The sequence below is a fragment of the Nocardioides sp. PD653-B2 genome (assembly GCF_002117935.1).
GTDB lineage: Bacteria > Actinomycetota > Actinomycetes > Propionibacteriales > Nocardioidaceae > Nocardioides.
The window spans coordinates 63,044-80,659 of record NZ_BDJE01000040.1 but is presented as its reverse complement, the minus strand read 5'-3'; the positions used below and the strand labels follow the sequence as shown (position 1 = coordinate 80,659).

Annotated in this window: 20 protein-coding genes; 5 read left to right on the top strand and 15 right to left on the bottom strand. The window is 71.1% G+C overall.

Annotated features, from left to right (window positions below; translation table 11 throughout):
* Positions 1-50 precede the first annotated feature (50 nt).
* Positions 51-470 carry a zinc ribbon domain-containing protein gene (locus tag PD653B2_RS17395; RefSeq protein WP_133059085.1) on the top strand — a complete coding sequence of 140 codons (420 nt, stop codon included), beginning with the start codon at positions 51-53 and terminating at the stop codon, positions 468-470.
* 4 nt (positions 471-474) lie between these two features.
* On the opposite strand, the gene PD653B2_RS17390 is transcribed toward PD653B2_RS17395, so the two are convergent.
* Together PD653B2_RS17390 and PD653B2_RS17385 are read right to left on the bottom strand one after the other, a co-directional pair.
* The gene (locus PD653B2_RS17390; RefSeq protein WP_085873653.1) at positions 475-1,059 is read right to left on the bottom strand and encodes a class I SAM-dependent methyltransferase; all 585 of its coding nucleotides are present in this window, start codon (positions 1,057-1,059) and stop codon (positions 475-477) included.
* 131 nt (positions 1,060-1,190) lie between these two features.
* Complete coding sequence (locus PD653B2_RS17385) at positions 1,191-2,297, bottom strand: citrate synthase 2 (protein ID WP_085873652.1); 1,107 nt, start codon at positions 2,295-2,297, stop codon at positions 1,191-1,193.
* 79 nt (positions 2,298-2,376) lie between these two features.
* Between PD653B2_RS17385 and pdxH the strand changes: the two genes are divergently transcribed.
* Genes pdxH through PD653B2_RS17365 form a run of 4 tightly spaced genes read left to right on the top strand, consistent with a single transcriptional unit; the run spans position 2,377 to position 7,333 of the window.
* Entirely contained in the window at positions 2,377-3,030 is a 654-nt protein-coding gene (gene pdxH, locus PD653B2_RS17380; RefSeq protein ID WP_085873651.1) for a pyridoxamine 5'-phosphate oxidase, read from the top strand.
* 42 nt (positions 3,031-3,072) lie between these two features.
* Complete coding sequence (locus PD653B2_RS25380) at positions 3,073-3,654, top strand: TetR/AcrR family transcriptional regulator (RefSeq protein WP_085873650.1); 582 nt, start codon at positions 3,073-3,075, stop codon at positions 3,652-3,654.
* Entirely contained in the window at positions 3,654-5,393 is a 1,740-nt protein-coding gene (locus PD653B2_RS17370) for an ABC transporter ATP-binding protein (RefSeq protein ID WP_085873649.1), read from the top strand. Before PD653B2_RS25380 ends, PD653B2_RS17370 begins: the two co-directional genes overlap by 1 nt.
* Positions 5,390-7,333 carry an ABC transporter ATP-binding protein gene (locus tag PD653B2_RS17365; protein ID WP_089504003.1) on the top strand — a complete coding sequence of 648 codons (1,944 nt, stop codon included), beginning with the start codon at positions 5,390-5,392 and terminating at the stop codon, positions 7,331-7,333. The genes PD653B2_RS17370 and PD653B2_RS17365 overlap by 4 nt, the downstream gene beginning before the upstream one ends.
* Before the next feature lie 255 nt (positions 7,334-7,588).
* Here PD653B2_RS17365 and PD653B2_RS17360 read toward each other — a convergent pair whose 3' ends face one another.
* The 13 genes from PD653B2_RS17360 to PD653B2_RS17300 form a co-directional block, all read right to left on the bottom strand.
* A complete protein-coding gene (locus tag PD653B2_RS17360; RefSeq protein WP_085873648.1) occupies positions 7,589-7,825 on the bottom strand; it encodes a hypothetical protein in 237 nt (78 codons plus the stop codon).
* The gene (flhA, locus tag PD653B2_RS17355) at positions 7,822-9,870 is read right to left on the bottom strand and encodes a flagellar biosynthesis protein FlhA (RefSeq protein ID WP_085873647.1); all 2,049 of its coding nucleotides are present in this window, start codon (positions 9,868-9,870) and stop codon (positions 7,822-7,824) included. The genes PD653B2_RS17360 and flhA overlap by 4 nt, the downstream gene beginning before the upstream one ends.
* Before the next feature lie 76 nt (positions 9,871-9,946).
* On the bottom strand, positions 9,947-11,092 hold the full coding sequence (locus PD653B2_RS17350; protein ID WP_085873646.1) for an EscU/YscU/HrcU family type III secretion system export apparatus switch protein: 1,146 nt from the start codon (positions 11,090-11,092) through the stop codon (positions 9,947-9,949).
* Positions 11,093-11,099: 7 nt separating this feature from the next.
* A complete protein-coding gene (locus PD653B2_RS17345) occupies positions 11,100-11,861 on the bottom strand; it encodes a flagellar biosynthetic protein FliR (protein WP_085873645.1) in 762 nt (253 codons plus the stop codon).
* A gap of 9 nt (positions 11,862-11,870) precedes the next feature.
* Positions 11,871-12,140: a flagellar biosynthesis protein FliQ gene (fliQ, locus tag PD653B2_RS17340; protein WP_085873644.1), complete on the bottom strand. Its 270-nt coding sequence runs from the start codon at positions 12,138-12,140 to the stop codon at positions 11,871-11,873.
* Between the two features lie 9 nt (positions 12,141-12,149).
* Positions 12,150-12,959, bottom strand: coding sequence for a flagellar type III secretion system pore protein FliP (gene fliP, locus PD653B2_RS17335; protein ID WP_085873643.1), 810 nt, complete (start codon positions 12,957-12,959; stop codon positions 12,150-12,152).
* Complete coding sequence (locus PD653B2_RS17330) at positions 12,956-13,408, bottom strand: flagellar biosynthetic protein FliO (protein WP_085873642.1); 453 nt, start codon at positions 13,406-13,408, stop codon at positions 12,956-12,958. The genes fliP and PD653B2_RS17330 overlap by 4 nt, the downstream gene beginning before the upstream one ends.
* Before the next feature lies 1 nt (position 13,409).
* Positions 13,410-14,141 carry a flagellar motor switch protein FliN gene (fliN, locus tag PD653B2_RS17325; protein WP_085873641.1) on the bottom strand — a complete coding sequence of 244 codons (732 nt, stop codon included), beginning with the start codon at positions 14,139-14,141 and terminating at the stop codon, positions 13,410-13,412.
* Positions 14,138-15,058 carry a flagellar motor switch protein FliM gene (locus tag PD653B2_RS17320; RefSeq protein WP_242665331.1) on the bottom strand — a complete coding sequence of 307 codons (921 nt, stop codon included), beginning with the start codon at positions 15,056-15,058 and terminating at the stop codon, positions 14,138-14,140. Before PD653B2_RS17320 ends, fliN begins: the two co-directional genes overlap by 4 nt.
* A 103-nt stretch (positions 15,059-15,161) precedes the next feature.
* Positions 15,162-15,611 (bottom strand): flagellar basal body-associated FliL family protein, encoded by a 450-nt coding sequence (locus PD653B2_RS17315; protein WP_085873639.1) that lies wholly within the window; start codon positions 15,609-15,611, stop codon positions 15,162-15,164.
* The gene (locus tag PD653B2_RS17310; RefSeq protein WP_085873638.1) at positions 15,608-16,510 is read right to left on the bottom strand and encodes an OmpA/MotB family protein; all 903 of its coding nucleotides are present in this window, start codon (positions 16,508-16,510) and stop codon (positions 15,608-15,610) included. Before PD653B2_RS17310 ends, PD653B2_RS17315 begins: the two co-directional genes overlap by 4 nt.
* Complete coding sequence (locus PD653B2_RS17305) at positions 16,510-17,277, bottom strand: motility protein A (protein ID WP_085873637.1); 768 nt, start codon at positions 17,275-17,277, stop codon at positions 16,510-16,512. The genes PD653B2_RS17310 and PD653B2_RS17305 overlap by 1 nt, the downstream gene beginning before the upstream one ends.
* Positions 17,277-17,543, bottom strand: a complete 267-nt coding sequence (locus tag PD653B2_RS17300; RefSeq protein ID WP_085873636.1) for a flagellar FlbD family protein — start codon at positions 17,541-17,543, stop codon at positions 17,277-17,279. Before PD653B2_RS17300 ends, PD653B2_RS17305 begins: the two co-directional genes overlap by 1 nt.
* Positions 17,544-17,616: the final 73 nt, after the last annotated feature.

The following is a 17,616-nucleotide window of genomic DNA, read 5'->3' as shown; positions in this document are numbered from 1 at the left end:
GAAAACCTTCCGAACGGGGTAGGTGGTGCTCCCTGACCACGCTGTCAGCGGTGCCCATTCTGGCATCGCTGTCCAACGACATTCTCGAGGAGTCCACGATGGCCGTCACTCCGGGTTTCGCCCGCCAGGCGCAGTACCGAACCGCCTTCCGTGTCCTCGGCGTCGTGCTGGCGATCGCCGGGCTCGCGGTCTTCGTCTGGGGCATCAAGTCGTTCATGGGCGCGACGGACATGCCCAGCTCGCTGTCGGTCGTCGCGTTCCTGGGCGGCTTCCTGGTCTTCGGCATCGGGTTGATGTGCCTCCAGATCGGCTTCGTGGGCGCGGCGGCCCGGTACGGCGCCGGCGAGACGATGCCGGTCGTGAAGGACTCGCTCGACTACCTGAAGTCGGGCCCCTTCTGCTCGAAGTGCGGCGAGCGCAACGACGCCGACGCGAAGTTCTGCGACTCCTGCGGGGCCACCCTCGGCTGAGCCGTCAAGCGACGACGACGTACCGCTCGTCCTCGATCCGCCTGCCCCAGTAGGCCGGGTCCGAGAGCGACGTGACCGTGCCCGGCCGCCCGGCCTGCTCCAGCAGTGCCAGCGTCTCGGCAGCGGTCAGCCCGGCACCGGTCGACCAGCTGCCCTCGATGAGCACCAGCCGGCCGGTCGGCGTGAGCAGGTCGACCCAGCGGGCCAGGGCCGCGGCCGGGTCGGGGAGCGCCCAGAGCACGTGCCGGCACAGGACGACCTCGTACGACGCGGCCGGCAGCCGCGGCTCGGCGGCGTCACCGACCACGAAGCTGGTGTCGGGGAACGACCCGACCTTCGCGACCGCGCGGCGCACCATCTCGGGGGAGAAGTCGACGCCGTCGACGGCGTGACCCTCCTGCACGAGCAGCAACGAGAGCGTGCCGGTGCCGCAGCCGAGGTCGGCGATCCGGGACGGGATCGGCGGGACGACCGACAGGAGCAGGGAGCGCCACGCCTCGTGCACGAGGGGGTCGTGCAGGCCGTGGTCGGGCTCGTCGTCGAACGAGGCGGCCTCCGTGTCCCAGAGTTCGCTCTCCCGAGGTGTCATCCCCCGACTCTAGGGGGGTCGGTGCTGCGGCCACCCGAGGTCGCCCGCGGCCTGGCCTATCCGGAGCGCACGCAACGGACGTCAGGTCCCCGCGGTCCTGGCGGCGGCGTGTCCCGCGACGTCGGCTGCGGTCACCCCGCCCACTCGTCGCGCCAGCCGTCGACGTCGGACGCCGGCCGCGCGGCCGGGCCGGTGTAGACGGCGGACGGCCGGATCAGGCGGCCCGTGCGCTTCTGCTCGAGGATGTGCGCCGACCAGCCGCCGGTGCGCGCGCAGGTGAACATCGACGTGAAGAGGTTCGCCGGCACCTCGGCGTAGTCGAGGACGATCGCGGCCCAGAACTCCACGTTGGTCTCGAGCACCCGGTCGGGACGGCGCTCGCGGAGCTCGGCCAGCGCGGCCTGCTCGAGCGCCTCGGCGACCTCGTAGCGCGGGGCGTCGAGCTCGCGCGCCGTACGGCGCAGCACCCGGGCGCGCGGGTCCTCGGCCCGGTAGACGCGGTGCCCGAAGCCCATCAGGCGCTCGCCGTTGTCGAGCAGCTCCTTGACGTACGACGCGGCGTCGCCGTCGCGCCTCTCGACCTCCTCGATCATGCCGAGGACGCGCGACGGGGCGCCGCCGTGCAGCGGGCCGCTCATCGCGCCGATCGCGCCGGAGAAGGCCGCGGCGACGTCGGCGCCGGTGCTGGTGATGACGCGGGCGGTGAACGTCGAGGCGTTCATGCCGTGCTCGGCCGCCGAGCTCCAGTAGGCGTCGATGGCCTTGACGTGCTTGGGGTCGGCCTCGCCCTTCCAGCGGATCATGAACCGCTCGGCGAGGGTCGTGCCCTCGTCGACGGCGCGCTGCGAGACGATCGGCTGGTTCAGGCCGCGGGCCGACTGGGCGGCGTACGACAGCACCATCACCGCCACCCGCGCGAGATCGTCGCGGGCCTGCTCGTCGGTGATGTCGTAGGTCTGCCGGAAGCCGAACGCCGGTGCGAGCATCGCGATCGCGGCCTGGACGTCGACGCGGACGTCCCCGGTGTGGACCGGCAGCGTGTAGGCCTCGGCCGGCGGCAGGCCCGGGTCGTAGGTGCCGTCGATGAGCAGGCCCCAGATGTTCTCGAAGGGCACCCGCCCGACGATGTCCTCGATGTCCACGCCGCGGTAGCGCAGCGCCGAACCCTCTTTGTCGGGTTCGGCGATCTCGGTCTCGAAGGCGACGACGCCTTCGAGTCCGTGGTGTACCTCGGTCATGGAGCTCCTTCGAACGGGGCGGGTCGGCGCGAGATGCGCCCGACGCATTCTGCACCGGGTCCCGACTAGGGTCGAGACCATGCCGCCCCTTGACCTCGCCGCGCTGCGCGAGGAGTACGCCCGTGCCGGCCTCGACGAGGCCGATCTCGCCGCCGATCCGGTCACCATGTTCGACCGCTGGATGGCCGAGGCGCACGACGCGATCCGCCACGACGCCAACGCGATGGTGGTCAGCACGGTCGACGCCGGCGGCCAGCCGTCCTCGCGGATGGTGCTGCTCAAGGGGGTGTCGGCCGACGGGTTCGTCTTCTTCACCAACGCCGGCTCGCGCAAGGGCGCCGAGCTCGCCGCCAACCCCCGCTGTGCCCTGCTCTTCCCGTGGCACGTGCTCGAGCGCCAGGTGCGCGTCGAGGGGACGGCCACCTCGCTGCCGCGCGCCGAGGTGGAGGCCTACTTCTCCAGCCGGCCGCACGGCTCCCAGCTGGGTGCGTGGGCCTCGCACCAGTCGCAGGTGGTGTCCGGGCGTGCCGAGCTCGAGGACGCGTACGCCGACGCCGCGGCGCGCTTCCCGGACGCCGTCCCGGTGCCGGACGAGTGGGGTGGCTACGTCGTACGCCCCGAGGTCGTGGAGTTCTGGCAGGGCCGGACGTCGCGCATGCACGACCGGCTGGTCTACCGGCGCTCCGTCACGGGTGGGGGCTCGACCTGGGTCACCGAGCGACTGGCTCCGTGAAACCAGTTGTGAGTGAGTGCTCACTCACTTAGGCTCGTGGGCATGTCCCCTCGCGCCCGCCCGATGTCACCCGAGGAGCGCCGCTCCGAGCTGACCGACGTCACCCTCCGACTGCTGCGGGTCCACGGCCGGGCCGTGACGACCCGCCACATCGCCGAGGCGGCCGGGATCGCCGAGGGCACGATCTTCCGGGCCTTCGTCTCCAAGGACGAGCTGATCGACGCAGCCATCGCCCGCGCCTTCGAGCCCGGCGACCTGGTCGCGCGGATCCAGGAGATCGACCGGGACCAGCCCCTGGGCGCCCGGCTCCTCAAGGTCGTCGCCATCCTCCAGCAGCGGTTCCGGGCCACCTTCGGGCTGATGCAGAAGATGGAGCTCGTCGGCCCGCCGACCCACGTGCACGACTCCGACGCCGTCATCGAGTGGCGGGCCCACCTCGGTGCGCTGCTCGCCGAGGTCGTGGGCGACGACGCCGACCAGCTGACGGTGCCGGTCGACCAGTTCATCCACGTGCTCCGGCTGCTCACCTTCGCCGGGAGCCACGACAAGATCGCCGACGGGCGGCTGATGACCCCCGAGCAGATCGTCGACACGGTCCTGCTCGGCCTCCAGAGGAGAGACTGATGCTGCTCCGCATGCTCCGCGAGCGACTCGCGCCCTACCGCGCCTGGCTGACGATCGTGGTCGTCCTCCAGTTCGTCGCGGTCGTCGCGATGCTCTACCTGCCGAGCCTCAACGCCCAGATCATCGACCAGGGCGTCGCGACCGGTGACACCGGCTACATCGTCCGCACCGGCGCACTCATGCTCGGGGTGTCGTTCGTCCAGATCATCTGCTCGGTGATCGCGGTCTGGTTCGGTGCCCGCACCGCGATGAGCCTCGGCCGCGACATGCGAGCCGCGCTGTTCCACCGGGTCGGCACCTTCTCGACCCGCGAGGTGCAGCACTTCGGCGCCCCGTCCCTGATCACCCGCAGCACGAACGACGTCCAGCAGGTGCAGATGCTGGTGCTGATGGCCTGCACCATCGCGGTCTCCTCGCCGATCATGATGGTCGGCGGCGTGATCATGGCGCTGCGCGAGGACATGGGCCTGGGCTGGATCCTCGCCGTCGTCGTGCCGGCGCTCTTCGTCTCGGTCGGCTTCGTGGTCAGCAAGATGGTGCCGAACTTCCGCAAGATGCAGGCCCGCATCGACGAGGTCAACCGGGTGCTGCGCGAGCAGATCACCGGCATCCGCGTGGTTCGCGCGTTCGTGCGCGAGCCGCACGAGGAGAAGCGGTTCGCGACCGCGAACGACGAGCTCACCGACGTGGCGGTCCGCGCCGGTCGCTGGATGGCGACCATGTTCCCGCTGGTGATGCTGGTCGTGAACGTCTCGAGCGTCGGCGTGATCTGGTTCGGCGGACACCGCGTCGACAGCGGCCAGATGGAGGTCGGCGCCCTGAGCGCCTTCCTGTCCTACCTGATGCAGATCCTGATGTCGGTGATGATGGCGACGTTCATGCTGATGATGATCCCGCGGGCCTCGGTCTGCGGTGACCGCATCGCCGAGGTGCTCGGCACCGACACCTCGGTGGTGCTCCCGGAGGACCCGATCGCTCCCGACCCGGCGCTGCGCGGGCACCTCGACCTCGAGCACGTCACGTTCTCGTACCCGGGCGCCGAGTCGCCCGTCCTGTCCGACGTCTCGTTCTCGGCGCGGCCCGGCCAGACCGTGGCGGTGATCGGCTCGACCGGCGCCGGCAAGTCCACGCTGGTCAACCTGGTGCCGCGGCTCTTCGACGCGACCGAGGGCGCCGTGCGTGTCGGCGGGCACGACGTACGACGCGTCGACCCGGACCTGCTCTGGGAGCAGATCGGGCTGGTGCCGCAGAAGGCCTACCTCTTCAGCGGCACGGTGCGCAGCAACCTGAGGTACGGCAAGCCGGACGCGACCGACGAGGAGATGTGGGCCGCCCTCGACGTGGCTCAGGGACGTGACTTCGTCGAGGCCCTCCCCGACGGCCTCGACAGCGCCGTCGTGCAGGGCGGCACCAACTTCTCGGGCGGTCAGCGGCAGCGGCTCGCGATCGCGAGGGCGCTGATCCGCAAGCCCGGGATCTACCTCTTCGACGACTCGTTCTCGGCGCTCGACCTGACCACCGATGCCCGGCTCCGCGCGGCCCTCCGGCCGACGACCCGTGACGCCACGGTGGTGATCGTGGCCCAACGGGTCTCCACGATCATCGACGCCGACCTGATCCTCGTGCTCGAGGACGGCCGGGTCGTCGGCCGCGGCACCCACCACGAGCTGCTCGAGAGCTCGCAGACCTACCGGGAGATCGTCACCTCGCAGATGACCGCGGAAGAGGCAGTCGCATGACGACCACCCCGGCACCGAAGAAGCAGGAGTTCGAGGCCACGGAGCGGATCGAGGCGCCCCAGGGCGGCCCCGGGCGCGGCCCGATGGGCGGCGGCATGGTCGGGCAGAAGGCGATGACCTTCGTCCCGTCCGGGAAGCGGCTGGTCGCCCGGATGCGCCCCGAACGCGTCCGGGCCGTCGCGGTCGTCGTCCTCGGCGTCGTCAGCGTCGCGCTGATGTCGGTCGGCCCGCGGATCCTCGGGCACGCGACCGACCTGGTGTTCGACGGCTTCATCGGCCGCAAGTTCCCGCCGGGCACGCCCGACTCCGCCCTGCCCGCCGCGGTCCAGGGCCGCGACGTCGTGCCGGGCGTCGGCGTGGACTTCGGCGCCGTCGGCCACGTGCTGCTGATCGTGCTGGCGATCTACGCTGCCGCGTCGCTGCTTGCCTGGCTCCAGGGCTTCATCCTCAACACGGTCGTGCAGAACACCGTCCGCCGGATGCGCGACGACGTCGAGGAGAAGATCAACCGGCTGCCGCTCGGCTACTTCGACCGGTCTCCCCGCGGCGAGCTGCTGAGCCGGGTCACCAACGACATCGACAACGTCAGCCAGACCCTCCAGCAGACGATGAGCCAGCTGCTCACCTCCTTGATGACCGTGATCGCGGTGCTCGCGATGATGTTCTGGATCTCGCCCCTGCTGGCGCTGGTCGCACTGGGGTCGGTGCCGATCTCGCTGCTCGTCACGAGCCAGATCATGAAGCGCTCGCAGGGCCAGTTCGTCGCGCAGTGGCGTCGTACGGGCAAGCTCAACGCGCAGATCGAGGAGGCCTACTCCGGCCACGCCCTGGTCAAGGTCTTCGGCCGCCAGGCCGAGGTCGAGCGGGCCTTCGCCGAGGAGAACGACGAGCTCTACGAGGTCAGCTTCGGCGCGCAGTTCGTCAGCGGGCTGATCATGCCGGCGATGATGTTCCTCGGGAACCTGAACTACGTCGTGATCGCCGTGATCGGCGCCCTCCGGGTCGCCAACGGCGCGCTCTCGCTGGGCGACGTGCAGGCCTTCATCCAGTACACGCGCCAGTTCACCCAGCCGCTCACCACGGTGGCCTCGATGACGAACCTGCTGCAGTCCGGGGTGGCCTCGGCCGAGCGGGTCTTCGAGCTGCTCGACGCCGACGAGGAGCCGGAGGACGCCGACGAGACGGCCACGCCCGCGGTACGCCGCGGGGAGGTCGCGTTCGAGCACGTGTCGTTCCGCTACGACGCGGACCGGCCGCTCATCACCGACCTGTCGCTGGTCGCCCGCCCGGGCCAGACGGTCGCGATCGTCGGCCCGACCGGCGCGGGCAAGACGACCCTCGTCAACCTGGTGATGCGGTTCTACGAGCTGGACGACGGCCGGATCACGATCGACGGGGTCGACATCACCGCCATGCCCCGGGCCGCGCTGCGCGGCCAGATCGGGATGGTCCTCCAGGACACCTGGCTCTTCGAGGGCACGATCCGCGACAACATCGCGTACGGCCGGCCGGACGCCACGGAGGAACAGGTCCTCGAGGCCGCGCGCGCGACGTTCGTGGACCGCTTCGTGCACTCGCTGCCCGAGGGCTACGACACGGTGATCGACGAGGAGGGCTCCAACCTCTCCGCGGGCGAGCGCCAGCTGGTGACGATCGCGCGGGCGTTCCTGACCGACCCGGCACTGCTGATCCTCGACGAGGCGACGAGCTCGGTCGACACCCGCACCGAGCTGCTGCTGCAGAAGGCGATGGCGGCCCTGCGCACCGACCGCACCAGCTTCGTGATCGCCCACCGGCTCAGCACCATCCGCGACGCCGACCTGATCCTCGTCATGGAGGACGGCGCGATCGTCGAGCAGGGCACCCACGACGGCCTGCTCGCGTCCGGCGGCGCCTACGCCCGGCTCTACAACGCCCAGTTCGCGGCCGCGATCGAGTGACGACGGATATCCCCTTGAACGGCCCTGCGCCTCGGCATACCGTGATCGGACACGGGAAAGGAGGTGGTCCGAAGAATGATCGATTCTTGGATGCGTGAGGTGGCTGCCCGCTAGCAGCCCCAGCAACATCGCGGGTGGAAGTGCCCGTGAAGGCTGCTGGTGAATCCATCGCAGTCACCCGACCCGCAGGCGATCCGGTCTTCACATCCACCGGAGCGGTCTCCCCGGAGGCCAGCGCCTGCGGGTCGCTGCATGTCAGGGCAGGTCGGTCGGGTCCTCGACCGGGATCTCCTCCGGCACGACGTTCGACCGGCTCGCGCTCTCCGCGAGCTCGACGACGAGCGAGACCGCGACCCAGACGCCGACCGCGCAGACGAGCAGCCGCACCAGGGCCACGTCCGGCGACAGCGTGCCCTCGACCTGGGCCGCCCACAGTGCGGGGGACCCGACCAGCAGGGTCCCGACCAGCACCGGCCACGACAGGGGGTTCACGCCCCGACCGCCATCCGCTGCTCAGCGCCGATCACGCCCTCGGACCGGATCTGCTCGGCGCCGGTGAGCTCCTGGTAGGACAGCACGGCCAGTCGCGGCACGATCGGGTGCACGAGCCGGTGCACCGCGGCCCGCACCTGCGGCGCGCAGACGAGCACCGGGCGGATGTTGCGGTTCTCGACCGAGGTGACGACGTGTGCCAGGTTCGACATCAGCGCCTGGCTCGTCTCCGGGTCGAGCGCGATCGAGTGCCCGAACTCCGAGGGCCGCAGCGACTCGAGGATCCGCTGCTCGAGCCGGGGCTCGAGCGTGATGGCGTGCAGTGCCTTGTCGACGAGGTACGGCGCGGCGATGGCCGGTCCGAGCGCCAGCCGCGCGGCCTCGACGAGCGGGTCGAGCTCCTTGGTCCTCGACGCCCGGAGCGACAGTGCCTCGAAGATGCGGACCAGGTCACGGATGGAGACGCCCTCGTCGAGCAGCGTCTGGAGGACCCGCTGGATCTCACCCAGGCTGAGCTGGGCCGGGGTGAGCTCCTCGACGACGACCGGGTGGGTGCGCTTCACGACGTCGGCGAGCATCCGGACGTCCTCGCGGCCCAGGAGGCGGGCGGCGTGCTGGGTGATCACCTCGGCCAGGTGCGTGGTGATGACCGAGGCGCGGTCGACCACGGTCGCGCCGCTCAGCTCGGCCTGGCTGCGCAGCTCGGCCGGGATCCACTTGGCCTCGAGGCCGTACACCGGCTCCTGGGTGGGCTCTCCCGGCAGCGACCCGAGGTAGTCGCCGATCGCGAGCACCGTGCCCGGGGGCGCCTCACCGCGGGCGACCTCGATGCCGAACAGCATGATCGCGTAGGTGCGGGTCGGCAGCTGCAGGTTGTCGCGGGTGCGCACCGGGGGCGCGACGATGCCGAGGTCGGTGGCGATCTTGCGGCGCAGCGCCTTGACCCGGTCGAGGAGGTCGCCGCCGCTGGAGGCGTCGACCAGATCGATCAGGTCGGCGGACAGCTCGAGGCCGAGCGGGTCGACCTGGATCTCGGCGGCCAGCAGCTCGGGGGTGTCGGGCGCGTTGCTCAGCGCTGCCGTCGCGGTCGCGTCGACCACCCCGTCGTCCTCGTCCTTGACCCGCGACGACGCCACCAGCATCAGGCCGCCCGCGATGATGAAGGGGATCTTCGGCAGGCCGGGGATCAGGCACAGCGTGAGGGCCGCGAAGCCGGCGATCCGCAGGGGCACCTTGTTGGCCGTGACCTGGCGCATGATGTCGGAGCCCATGTCGTCGTCACCGGTCGCCCGGGTCACGATCAGGCCGGTCGCGACCGACAGCAGCAGCGCCGGGATCTGGGAGACCAGGCCGTCGCCGACGGACAGGAGGCTGTACGTCGTCACCGCCTCGCTGAACGGCATGCCCAGCTGGCCGACGCCGACGGCGAAGCCACCGACCAGGTTGACCAACGTGATGATGATGGCCGCGATCGCGTCACCCTTGACGAACTTCGACGCACCGTCCATCGCGCCGTAGAAGTCGGCCTCCGCGTGCACGTCGGCGCGCCGGCGCCGGGCCTCGTCCTCGTCGATCAGCCCCGAGTTGAGGTCGGCGTCGATCGCCATCTGCTTGCCGGGCATGGCGTCGAGCGTGAACCGCGCGCCGACCTCGGCCACCCGCTCGGCGCCCTTGGTGATCACGACGAACTGGATGATGAGCAGGATCGCGAAGACGATGAGTCCCACGATCAGCGAGCCACCGACGACGAAGTGGCCGAACGTGTCGATCACCTTGCCGGCGAACCCGTCGAGGAGGACGAGCCGGGTGGCGCTCACGTTGAGCGCGAGGCGGAAGAGCGTCATCACCAGGATGACCGCGGGGAAGGCGGCGAAGTCGAGCGGCCGGCGGACGAACATCGCGACCATCAGCACGAGCAGGGCGCCGGTGATGTTCAGCGCGATCAGCAGGTCGAGCACCATCGCCGGCAGCGGGACGACCAGCATCACGATGATGCCGACCACGCCGACGGGCACGGCGAGCTGGCTCAGTCGCTTGAGGTCCACGGACGTCTCCCGGGGGTCGCAGGGGTGGGCGCCGTCCGTGGCACCGCGTTCCGACCCCGTCCTGGCGTCAGGGCCCTCATCGGCTGGCCGGGACCGGACCTGAGAGGTTGCGCCGGCGACGGCCGGCGACGGGCACGTCGGGGAGCTCGGTCTCGGGGCGCGGGCTCCGGTGCTCGCCGCCGCTCTGGCCCCGGCTCCGGCGGCTGATGACGTAGGCGAGCACCTGGGCGACCGCCGCGAACAGCTCGGCCGGGATCTCCTGACCCACCGTCGTCGACGAGTAGAGGGCGCGGGCGAGCGGTACGTCGCGCACCAGCGGGACCCGCGCCTCGCCGGCCCGCTCCCGGATCGAGGCCGCGATCACCCCCGCTCCGCGCGCCACCACCCGCGGCGCGCCGCGCTCGGCGTCGTACCGCAACGCCACGGCGACGTGGGTCGGGTTCACCAGCACGACGTCGGCGGTCATGACGTCGGCCATCATCCGGTTGCGGGAGGCCGCGAGCTGGCGGGACCTGATCGCGCCCTTGAGCTGCGGGTCGCCCTCGGACTGCTTGTGCTCCTGCTTGACCTCGTCCTTGGACATCCTGGTCTGCTTGCCGACCCGGTGCCGCTGCACGACGTAGTCGGCCGCGGCGAGCACGACGCCGGCGATCGCGACGTTGCGGACCAGCGCGAGGGCGTGTGCGCCGACGGCCTGGAGGACGACGTCCATCGGCACCAGCCCGCCGAGCAGGGGCATCATCGACTGCACGGCTGCCCAGACGAGCAGGGCGACGATGCCGCTGCGCAGCAGCATCTTGGCGCCCTCCCAGAGCACCTGGGGACCGAAGATCCGCTTGAAGCCGGGCAGCGGGTTGATCTTGGAGAGCTTGGGCTTGACCGACTTGCTCGCGACGTAGAAGCCGCCCTGGGCGAGCGCACCGGCGACGCCGATCACGGCCACCCCGGAGCCGAGCACGACCAGGGACAGCAGCACGTGCCAGAGCCCCTCGCCGAGCAGGTTCGTCGCGAGCCCGAGGTCGGCCTCCGGCGCGGAGCTCAGGCTGGTGGCCATCAGCTCCTGCAGGGACTGCAGCTCGCGGCCGAGCAGCTTCGGGAGCGCCAGCGACACCAGCGCCAGGGCCGACCAGGCGCCGAGCTCCTGGGTCCTCGGGACCTGGCCCTGCTTGCGGTTCTCCTTGCGTCGCTTGGGCGTCGCCTTCTCGGTCTTCTCCCCGGTCATCGGCTGCTCACCCCGCCCCGGACATCGTGGACATCGCCTGGGTGGAGAGGTCGACCAGCCGGTCGACCGCCTGGGGGAGGACCGGGAAGGACAGGCCGACGAGCAGCAGGGTGAGGCCGATCTTGACCGGGAACATCACGTTGATCGCGTTGAGCTGCGGCGCGACCTTGGTCAGCAGCGCGAGCCCGAGGTCGGAGATGAAGAGGACCGCGATCATCGGGAGCGCGATCTGCACCGCGGTGGTGAAGAACAGGCCGAACGCCGTCATCAGCACGTCGGGGAAGCTGCCCCACTCGGGCGAGGTGCCGAGGGGCAGGAAGTGGAACGTGCGGAGCAGGCCGCCGATCACCAGCAGGTGGCCGCCGCTGACGAACAGCAGCACCGTCGCCAGCATCTGGTGGAACTTGCCGAACACCGTGTTGGAGTTCATCGACAGCGGGTCGAAGCCCTGGGCCAGTGAGAAGCCACCGAAGACGTCGATCAGGGCGCCGGCGGCGGCGATGGCGCCGAGCAGCAGCTGCGTGATGAAGCCCATCGCGAGCCCGATGAGGACCTGGGTGCCGACGTTGAGCACCAGGCTGATCGTGTCGACCGGGATCGTGCCGCTGTCGGGCACGGCGGCGAACGCGAGACCGAGCCCGAGGACGACCTTGGCCATCGTCGGCACGGTCCGGCCGGAGAACGGCGGGACGACCGCGAGCCAGGCCACGATCCGGACCGAGGCCAGCAGGTAGGCGACGAGCGGCTCGCCCGAGACCGTCAGCGTCATCGGGCCGGCCTAGCCGAGCAGGGCGGGGATACCCGCGAAGAGGTCGCTCGTGAAGCTCACCAGCGTGTGCATCATCCAGTTGCCGCACAGCAGCAGGGCGACGCCGACGCCGACGACCTTGGGCACGAACGCGAGGGTCGTCTCCTGGATCTGCGTCAGCGACTGGAAGAGCGAGACCACGAAGCCGATGACCAGCGACGTGACGAGGATCGGGGCGGAGAGCTTCAGGGCCACGACCATGGTGCGCAGGGCGATCTCGATGATGGCGGTGTCGGACATGGTGTCGGCCTAGGTCCCGTAGCTCGCGACGAGTGACTTGATGACGAGGGCCCAGCCGTCCACGAGGACGAAGAGCAGCAGCTTGAACGGCAGGGACACCATGACCGGCGGCATCATCATCATGCCGAGCGCCATCAGCGCCCCGCTGACCACCAGGTCGATGACCAGGAAGGGGATGAAGACGATGAAGCCGATGATGAAGGCCTGCTTCAGCTCGGTGAGCACGAAGGCGGGGATCAGGGTCGCGGTCGAGACGTCGCTGCGGTCGTCGGGGAGGTCCCGGTCGGCCACGCTGGTCAGCAGCATCAGCTCGTCGTCGTCGGTGTTGTCGAGCATGAAGTCGCGCAGCGGCGCCATGCCGTCCTCGATGGCCACGGACGTCGTCTTGTCGCCGTCGAGGTAGGGCTGCAGCGCGTTCTCGTTGATGTCCGAGAGCACCGGGCCCATCACGAAGAGGCTGAGGAAGAGCGCCAGCCCGGCGAGGACCTGGTTGGGCGGGGTCTGCTGGAGGCCGAGGGCGTTGCGGGTCAGGCCGAGCACCACGAAGATCTTCGTGAACGCCGTGCAGCTGAGCAGGATCGCGGGCAGCAGCGAGATCAGGGTGAGCCCGATCAGCACGGTGACCGAGGAGCTCGGGCTGTTGGTGAGACCGTCGAGGCCGATGGTGACGCTGGAGGAGCCGCCCTGGGGCCCGGCCGGTCCGGTGGGTCCGGCCGGGTCGGCGTACGCCGCGACGGGCGCCGCGACGACGGCGGTGAGGACCGTGACGAGGACGGAGCCGGTCAGCAGCAGCGCGCGGCCGAGTCCGCGCCCGCTCATGACGCCCGCCGGGTGGCGGCTGCGAGGGCCTGGCGCCAGGTGTCGGGGCTGAGGACCGAGCCGGTCAGCGGACCGTCCGGGCGGCGATCGGCGCGCCGAGCGCCCGGACCGCGATGGGTGCCGGGCACCGGTGCGGGCGTGGGGGCGGTGGCCTCGCCGGACACGAGCGAGAGCACGTCGCCGTCGGCGTGCGGGGCCCCGGGCACGCCCTCGGGGTCGAGCTCGGCGAGCACCCGGACCTGCTGGTCGGTGGTGCCGAGCACCAGCACCCGGTTGCCGACGGCGACCACGGCGACCGCGGTGCTGCGGGACAGGTGCTGACGGTGCAGGACCCGCACCATCGCGTCGTTCTTGCCCTTGAACCGGCGCCCGCCGACGCGGGCGAGCAGCAGCAGGAGGCCGACGACGAGGGAGAGGGAGAGGACCAGCCGGACGGTGAGCTCGACCACGTCAGCCCGCCGCGGCGTCGGTGACGATCTCGGTGATCCGGAGGCCGAAGTCCTCGTCGATCACGACGACCTCGCCGCGAGCGATCAGGCGCCCGTTGACCAGGAGGTCAGCAGGGCTGCCGGCGGCGCGGTCGAGCTCGAGGACGGCGCCGGGGGAGAGGTCGAGGAGCTCCCGCACGGTCATCCGGGTGCGGCCGATCTCGACCGTGACCTCCATGTCGACGCCGTGCAGCAGCTCGATCCCGCGGCGCCGGCCCTCGATCGGAGCCGGCGCGGGTGCCTCGAGCGCCTGCGGGGCCGGCACGAGCACGGTCTCGGGGATCAGGATCGCGGCCACCGGGCCGGACCCGGCGAGCGGGACGGCGACGAACGCGCCGCCGAGGTCGTGGACGACCAGGCCGAGGTCGACCTGGCGGGCGGCGCCGACGCGGGCACCGAGGCCCTCGGCGACCGCGTCCAGCGTCGGCTGGAGCGCGGCGGCCAGGTCGAGCCCGCCGAGCGGGCTGCCGGCGAGCGCGGCGACCAGGTCGTCGCCGACGAGCACGGCGATCCGTCCGGCGACCGAGCCCTCGAGGTCGGCGAGCACGGCGCCCGCGAACGGCTCGGCCGCGGCGGCGTCACCCGGCACGGGCGCGCCCGCGGCCAGCGGCTCGGACGCGGGGAGCACCCGGGCTCCGGCAGTGGCGGCGGCGAGGGCGAGCTGGGTGTCGACCGTGGTCGAGACGATGGTCATGGTGTCTCCTTCGGGGTGCCCACGATGAGGGCGGCGAGCCGGAACCCACTGGTCCCGGCGGTGGCGTGGGCGAAGCTGATGCCGTCGGCGACCACCTCGAGGGGCGCGGCGGCGGGGTGGTGCAGCCGGATCGCGTCACCGGGCTGGAGGGCGGCCAGGTCGCCCGGGCCCAGGGTGGTCGGGCGGAGCCTGACCGCGACGTCGACGGGGACCCGCTGGAACTGGTCGTGCAGCTCGGCGGCGGAGCGCGCGCGCTGCTCACGCTCGCGATCGGAGACCGGCGACGGGGCCGCGGCGCGGATGAGGTGCGGCAGCAGGCCGGAGAACGGCATGCACATCGTCATCCGGAACGTGCGGTCGTTGATCTTCAGCTCCAGGCTGGCTGCGACCATCACGTCGGAGGCGCCGGCGACCTGGGCGAACTGGGGGCTGTACTCCACACCGCGGACGACGGGGTCGAAGGACACGATGGTGGCCATCGAGTAGCGCATCTCGCCGAGCAGGCGCTCGACCATGCCGCCCGCGACGCCGCCCTCGATCTCGGTGAGCGGGCGCTGCGGCTGTTCGAGCCGGCCCGGGCCACCGAGCATGTGGTCGACGCAGGTCATGATCGCGACCAGCGGGATCTCGAGCACGCCCTGGTTGAACAGCGGCTCCGCGGAGAAGACCGTGAGGTACGTCGAGTTGTCGAGCGAGTCGATGTACTCGGCGTACGTCCGCTGCTCGATCGACGACAGCGTGACCGAGCAGACGGTGCGCAAGGACGACGTGAAGACGGTCGTCGCCTGGCGGCAGAAGCCGTCCAGGGTCAGCTGCAACATCCGCGAGTGCTCGCGCGAGAGCTGGATCGGACGACGGAAGTCGTACGGCAGCGGCTCGGCGCCGGCGAGCGCGCCAGGAGCGTCGGAGGAGGGCACGCCAGACTCGATCGGCGCGCCTGCGCCGAACCTGAAGGAAATGGGTGAGCGAACCGGACCGGTCAGGTCACCGGGGCACTCGCTGGGTCACTCACTGGGTCACTCACTGGGTGACGAACTCGGTGAAGTAGACGCTCATCACCTCGCCCTCGTAGGCCTCCTCGAGCTCGGCGTTCAGCTTCTCCTTCAGGTGCTTGCGGTTCGCGGCCTTGGACACCTCGTCGATCGACCGTCCGCTGAAGAGGTCGATCGCGGCGTCCAGCGCCTTGCTGCCGTCCACCTCCTCGGCTCCCGCCACCAGCTGCAGCGCGATCCCGAGCTTGAGGTAGTGGCCGGAGGCGAGGTTGATCTGGGTCGACTCGAGCGGGAGGATCGCGCCCGGCTCCGGCTCGGTCGGCCCGCTGGGCCTGAGGAGGAACCAGTAGCCTGCGGCCGCCACCAGCAGCAGGGCGACGGCGAGGACCACGAGCTTCTTCTTGCCGCCCTTCTTCTCCTCGGTGACGTCGCCGCCCGGGCTGTCCGTCTGGTCCGGCTTGATCGTCGTCACGCTCATCCTTCTGCTCCCGCGCGGTCGGTCGGTCTGGCTTGCATCACGTCGTCGATCAGCGCGCTCGACTCGACGTCGGTGTCGGGCAGGACGACGATGTCGACGCGCTTGTTCACCTGCTGCGAGTCGGGCAGTCGGGGGTCCACGAGCGGCCGCTCGTGGCCGAACGCCGACAGCGAGAGCCGCTCCTGGGGCACGCGGCCCTGCTCGTTGAGCCGGCGCAGCACGGTCACGGCGCGCGCCGCCGAGAGGTCCCAGTCGGTGGCGTAGAGGCGCGGCTGCACGGGCTCCTGGTTGGTGTGTCCGTCGATGCGCAGCGCGTTGGGCACCTCGCGCAGCACCGGAGCCAGCGTGTCGACCACGGCGCGCCCGCGCTCGCTCAGCTCGGCGATGTCGGCCTGGAAGACGACGTGCCGCGAGACCAGGCTGACCACGAGCCCGCGCTCGTCGATCGTGGTGCGTACGTCGTGCTCGAGACCCGCCCGGACGAGGGCCGCCATCAGCTTCTTGCGCACGATCTCGAGCTTGTCCGCCTCGGTCTCGGCCTCGGCGTAGGTCCGCTGCACCCTCCGGGTCTCCTCGGCGTTGACCGCGTCGACCACGAGCTGGCGCTGCTCGTCGGGCAGCGCCTGGAAGATCTGGCTGGAGATCAGCTCGGGACCGGCAGCGGGCGGCCGGTCCTCGAGGATCGAGTCGGTCCCCGACATGGTGGAGCTCTCGGCGCCGAAGCCCTCGGCGAGGCCGGACCTCAGCGCGGCGTACTTCCTGTCGTCGACCTGGCTCATCGCGAACATGACGATGAAGAGCACCATCAGGAGCGTGAGCATGTCGGCGTAGGTGACCAGCCAGCGCTCGTGGTTGTCGGGCTCCTCGGGCTCCTCGTGCCGGCGGCGACGGGCGGTCATCAGGCCGCCTCCTCGTCACGCTGGGCGGACGGGAGCAGCGAGCGCAGGCGCTGGGCCACGAGCCGGGGGTTGGATCCGGCCTGGAGCGCCGAGACGCCCTCGATGACGAGCTCCATCCGGGCCACCTCGAGCTCTCCGAGGCGCTGGAGCCGGGCGGCGATGGGGAGGAAGAGCAGATTGGCCGACAGCACGCCCCACAGCGTCGCGACGAACGCCCCGGCGATCAGGTGGCCGAGCTTCTCCGGCTCCGCCAGCTGCTCGAGGACGTGCACGAGGCCCATCACGGTGCCGACGATGCCGATCGTCGGGGCGTAGCCGCCGGCGGCGGCGAAGAACTTGGCGGCCTGCTTGGCCTCGGCCCGCTGGGCGACGACCTCGGACTCGAGGATGTCGCGCAGCTCCTCGGGGTCGGTGCCGTCGATGGCGAGCGTGAGCGCCCGGACGAGGAAGGGGTCGTCGAGGCCGGCGACCGCGTCCTCGAGGGCCAGCAGACCCTCGCGGCGCGCCTTCTCGGCGAGGGTGACCAGCTCGGGGACGAGCTGGTTGGCGGTCGGGGCCTTGCCGGTGAAGGCGTGCTTGAGGCCGCGGAGCGCGAGCTTCGCGTCGGCGACGGTCCCCCCGGCGAACGACACCAGCAGGGTCGCCCCGAACACCAGCAGCAGCGGGGGCAGCAGCACGAGGCTCATCGGGTTGCCGCCCTCCATCACGTTGGCGACGATCACCACGAGGAAGGCGAGCAGCACCCCGATCAGGGTTGCCGGATCCATCAGGAGTCCGCCCGGTCGAGCTGGGGGACCGCGCCGAGGCGGAGCCTGGGTGCCGCCCGTGGCTCGAGGTCGGCGAACGTGCTCAGCGCGAGCACCTCCCCCCGATGCCGGCGGACCGCCGCGACGATGTCCTGGAGGCTGTCGGTCACGACGTACTTCTTGCCGTCGACCAGCGTGACCACGGTGTCCGGCGTGGCGTCGACGCGCTCGATCAGGTCCGAGTTGAGCGCGAACGTCGTCCCGGAGAGTCGCGTGAGGGTGATCATGGGTGCACCGTCCTTGTGCCAAGTACCGAGCTGCCGTCCGTGGCGGCTCGCAGGGACTGATCGGCGGTCCGGC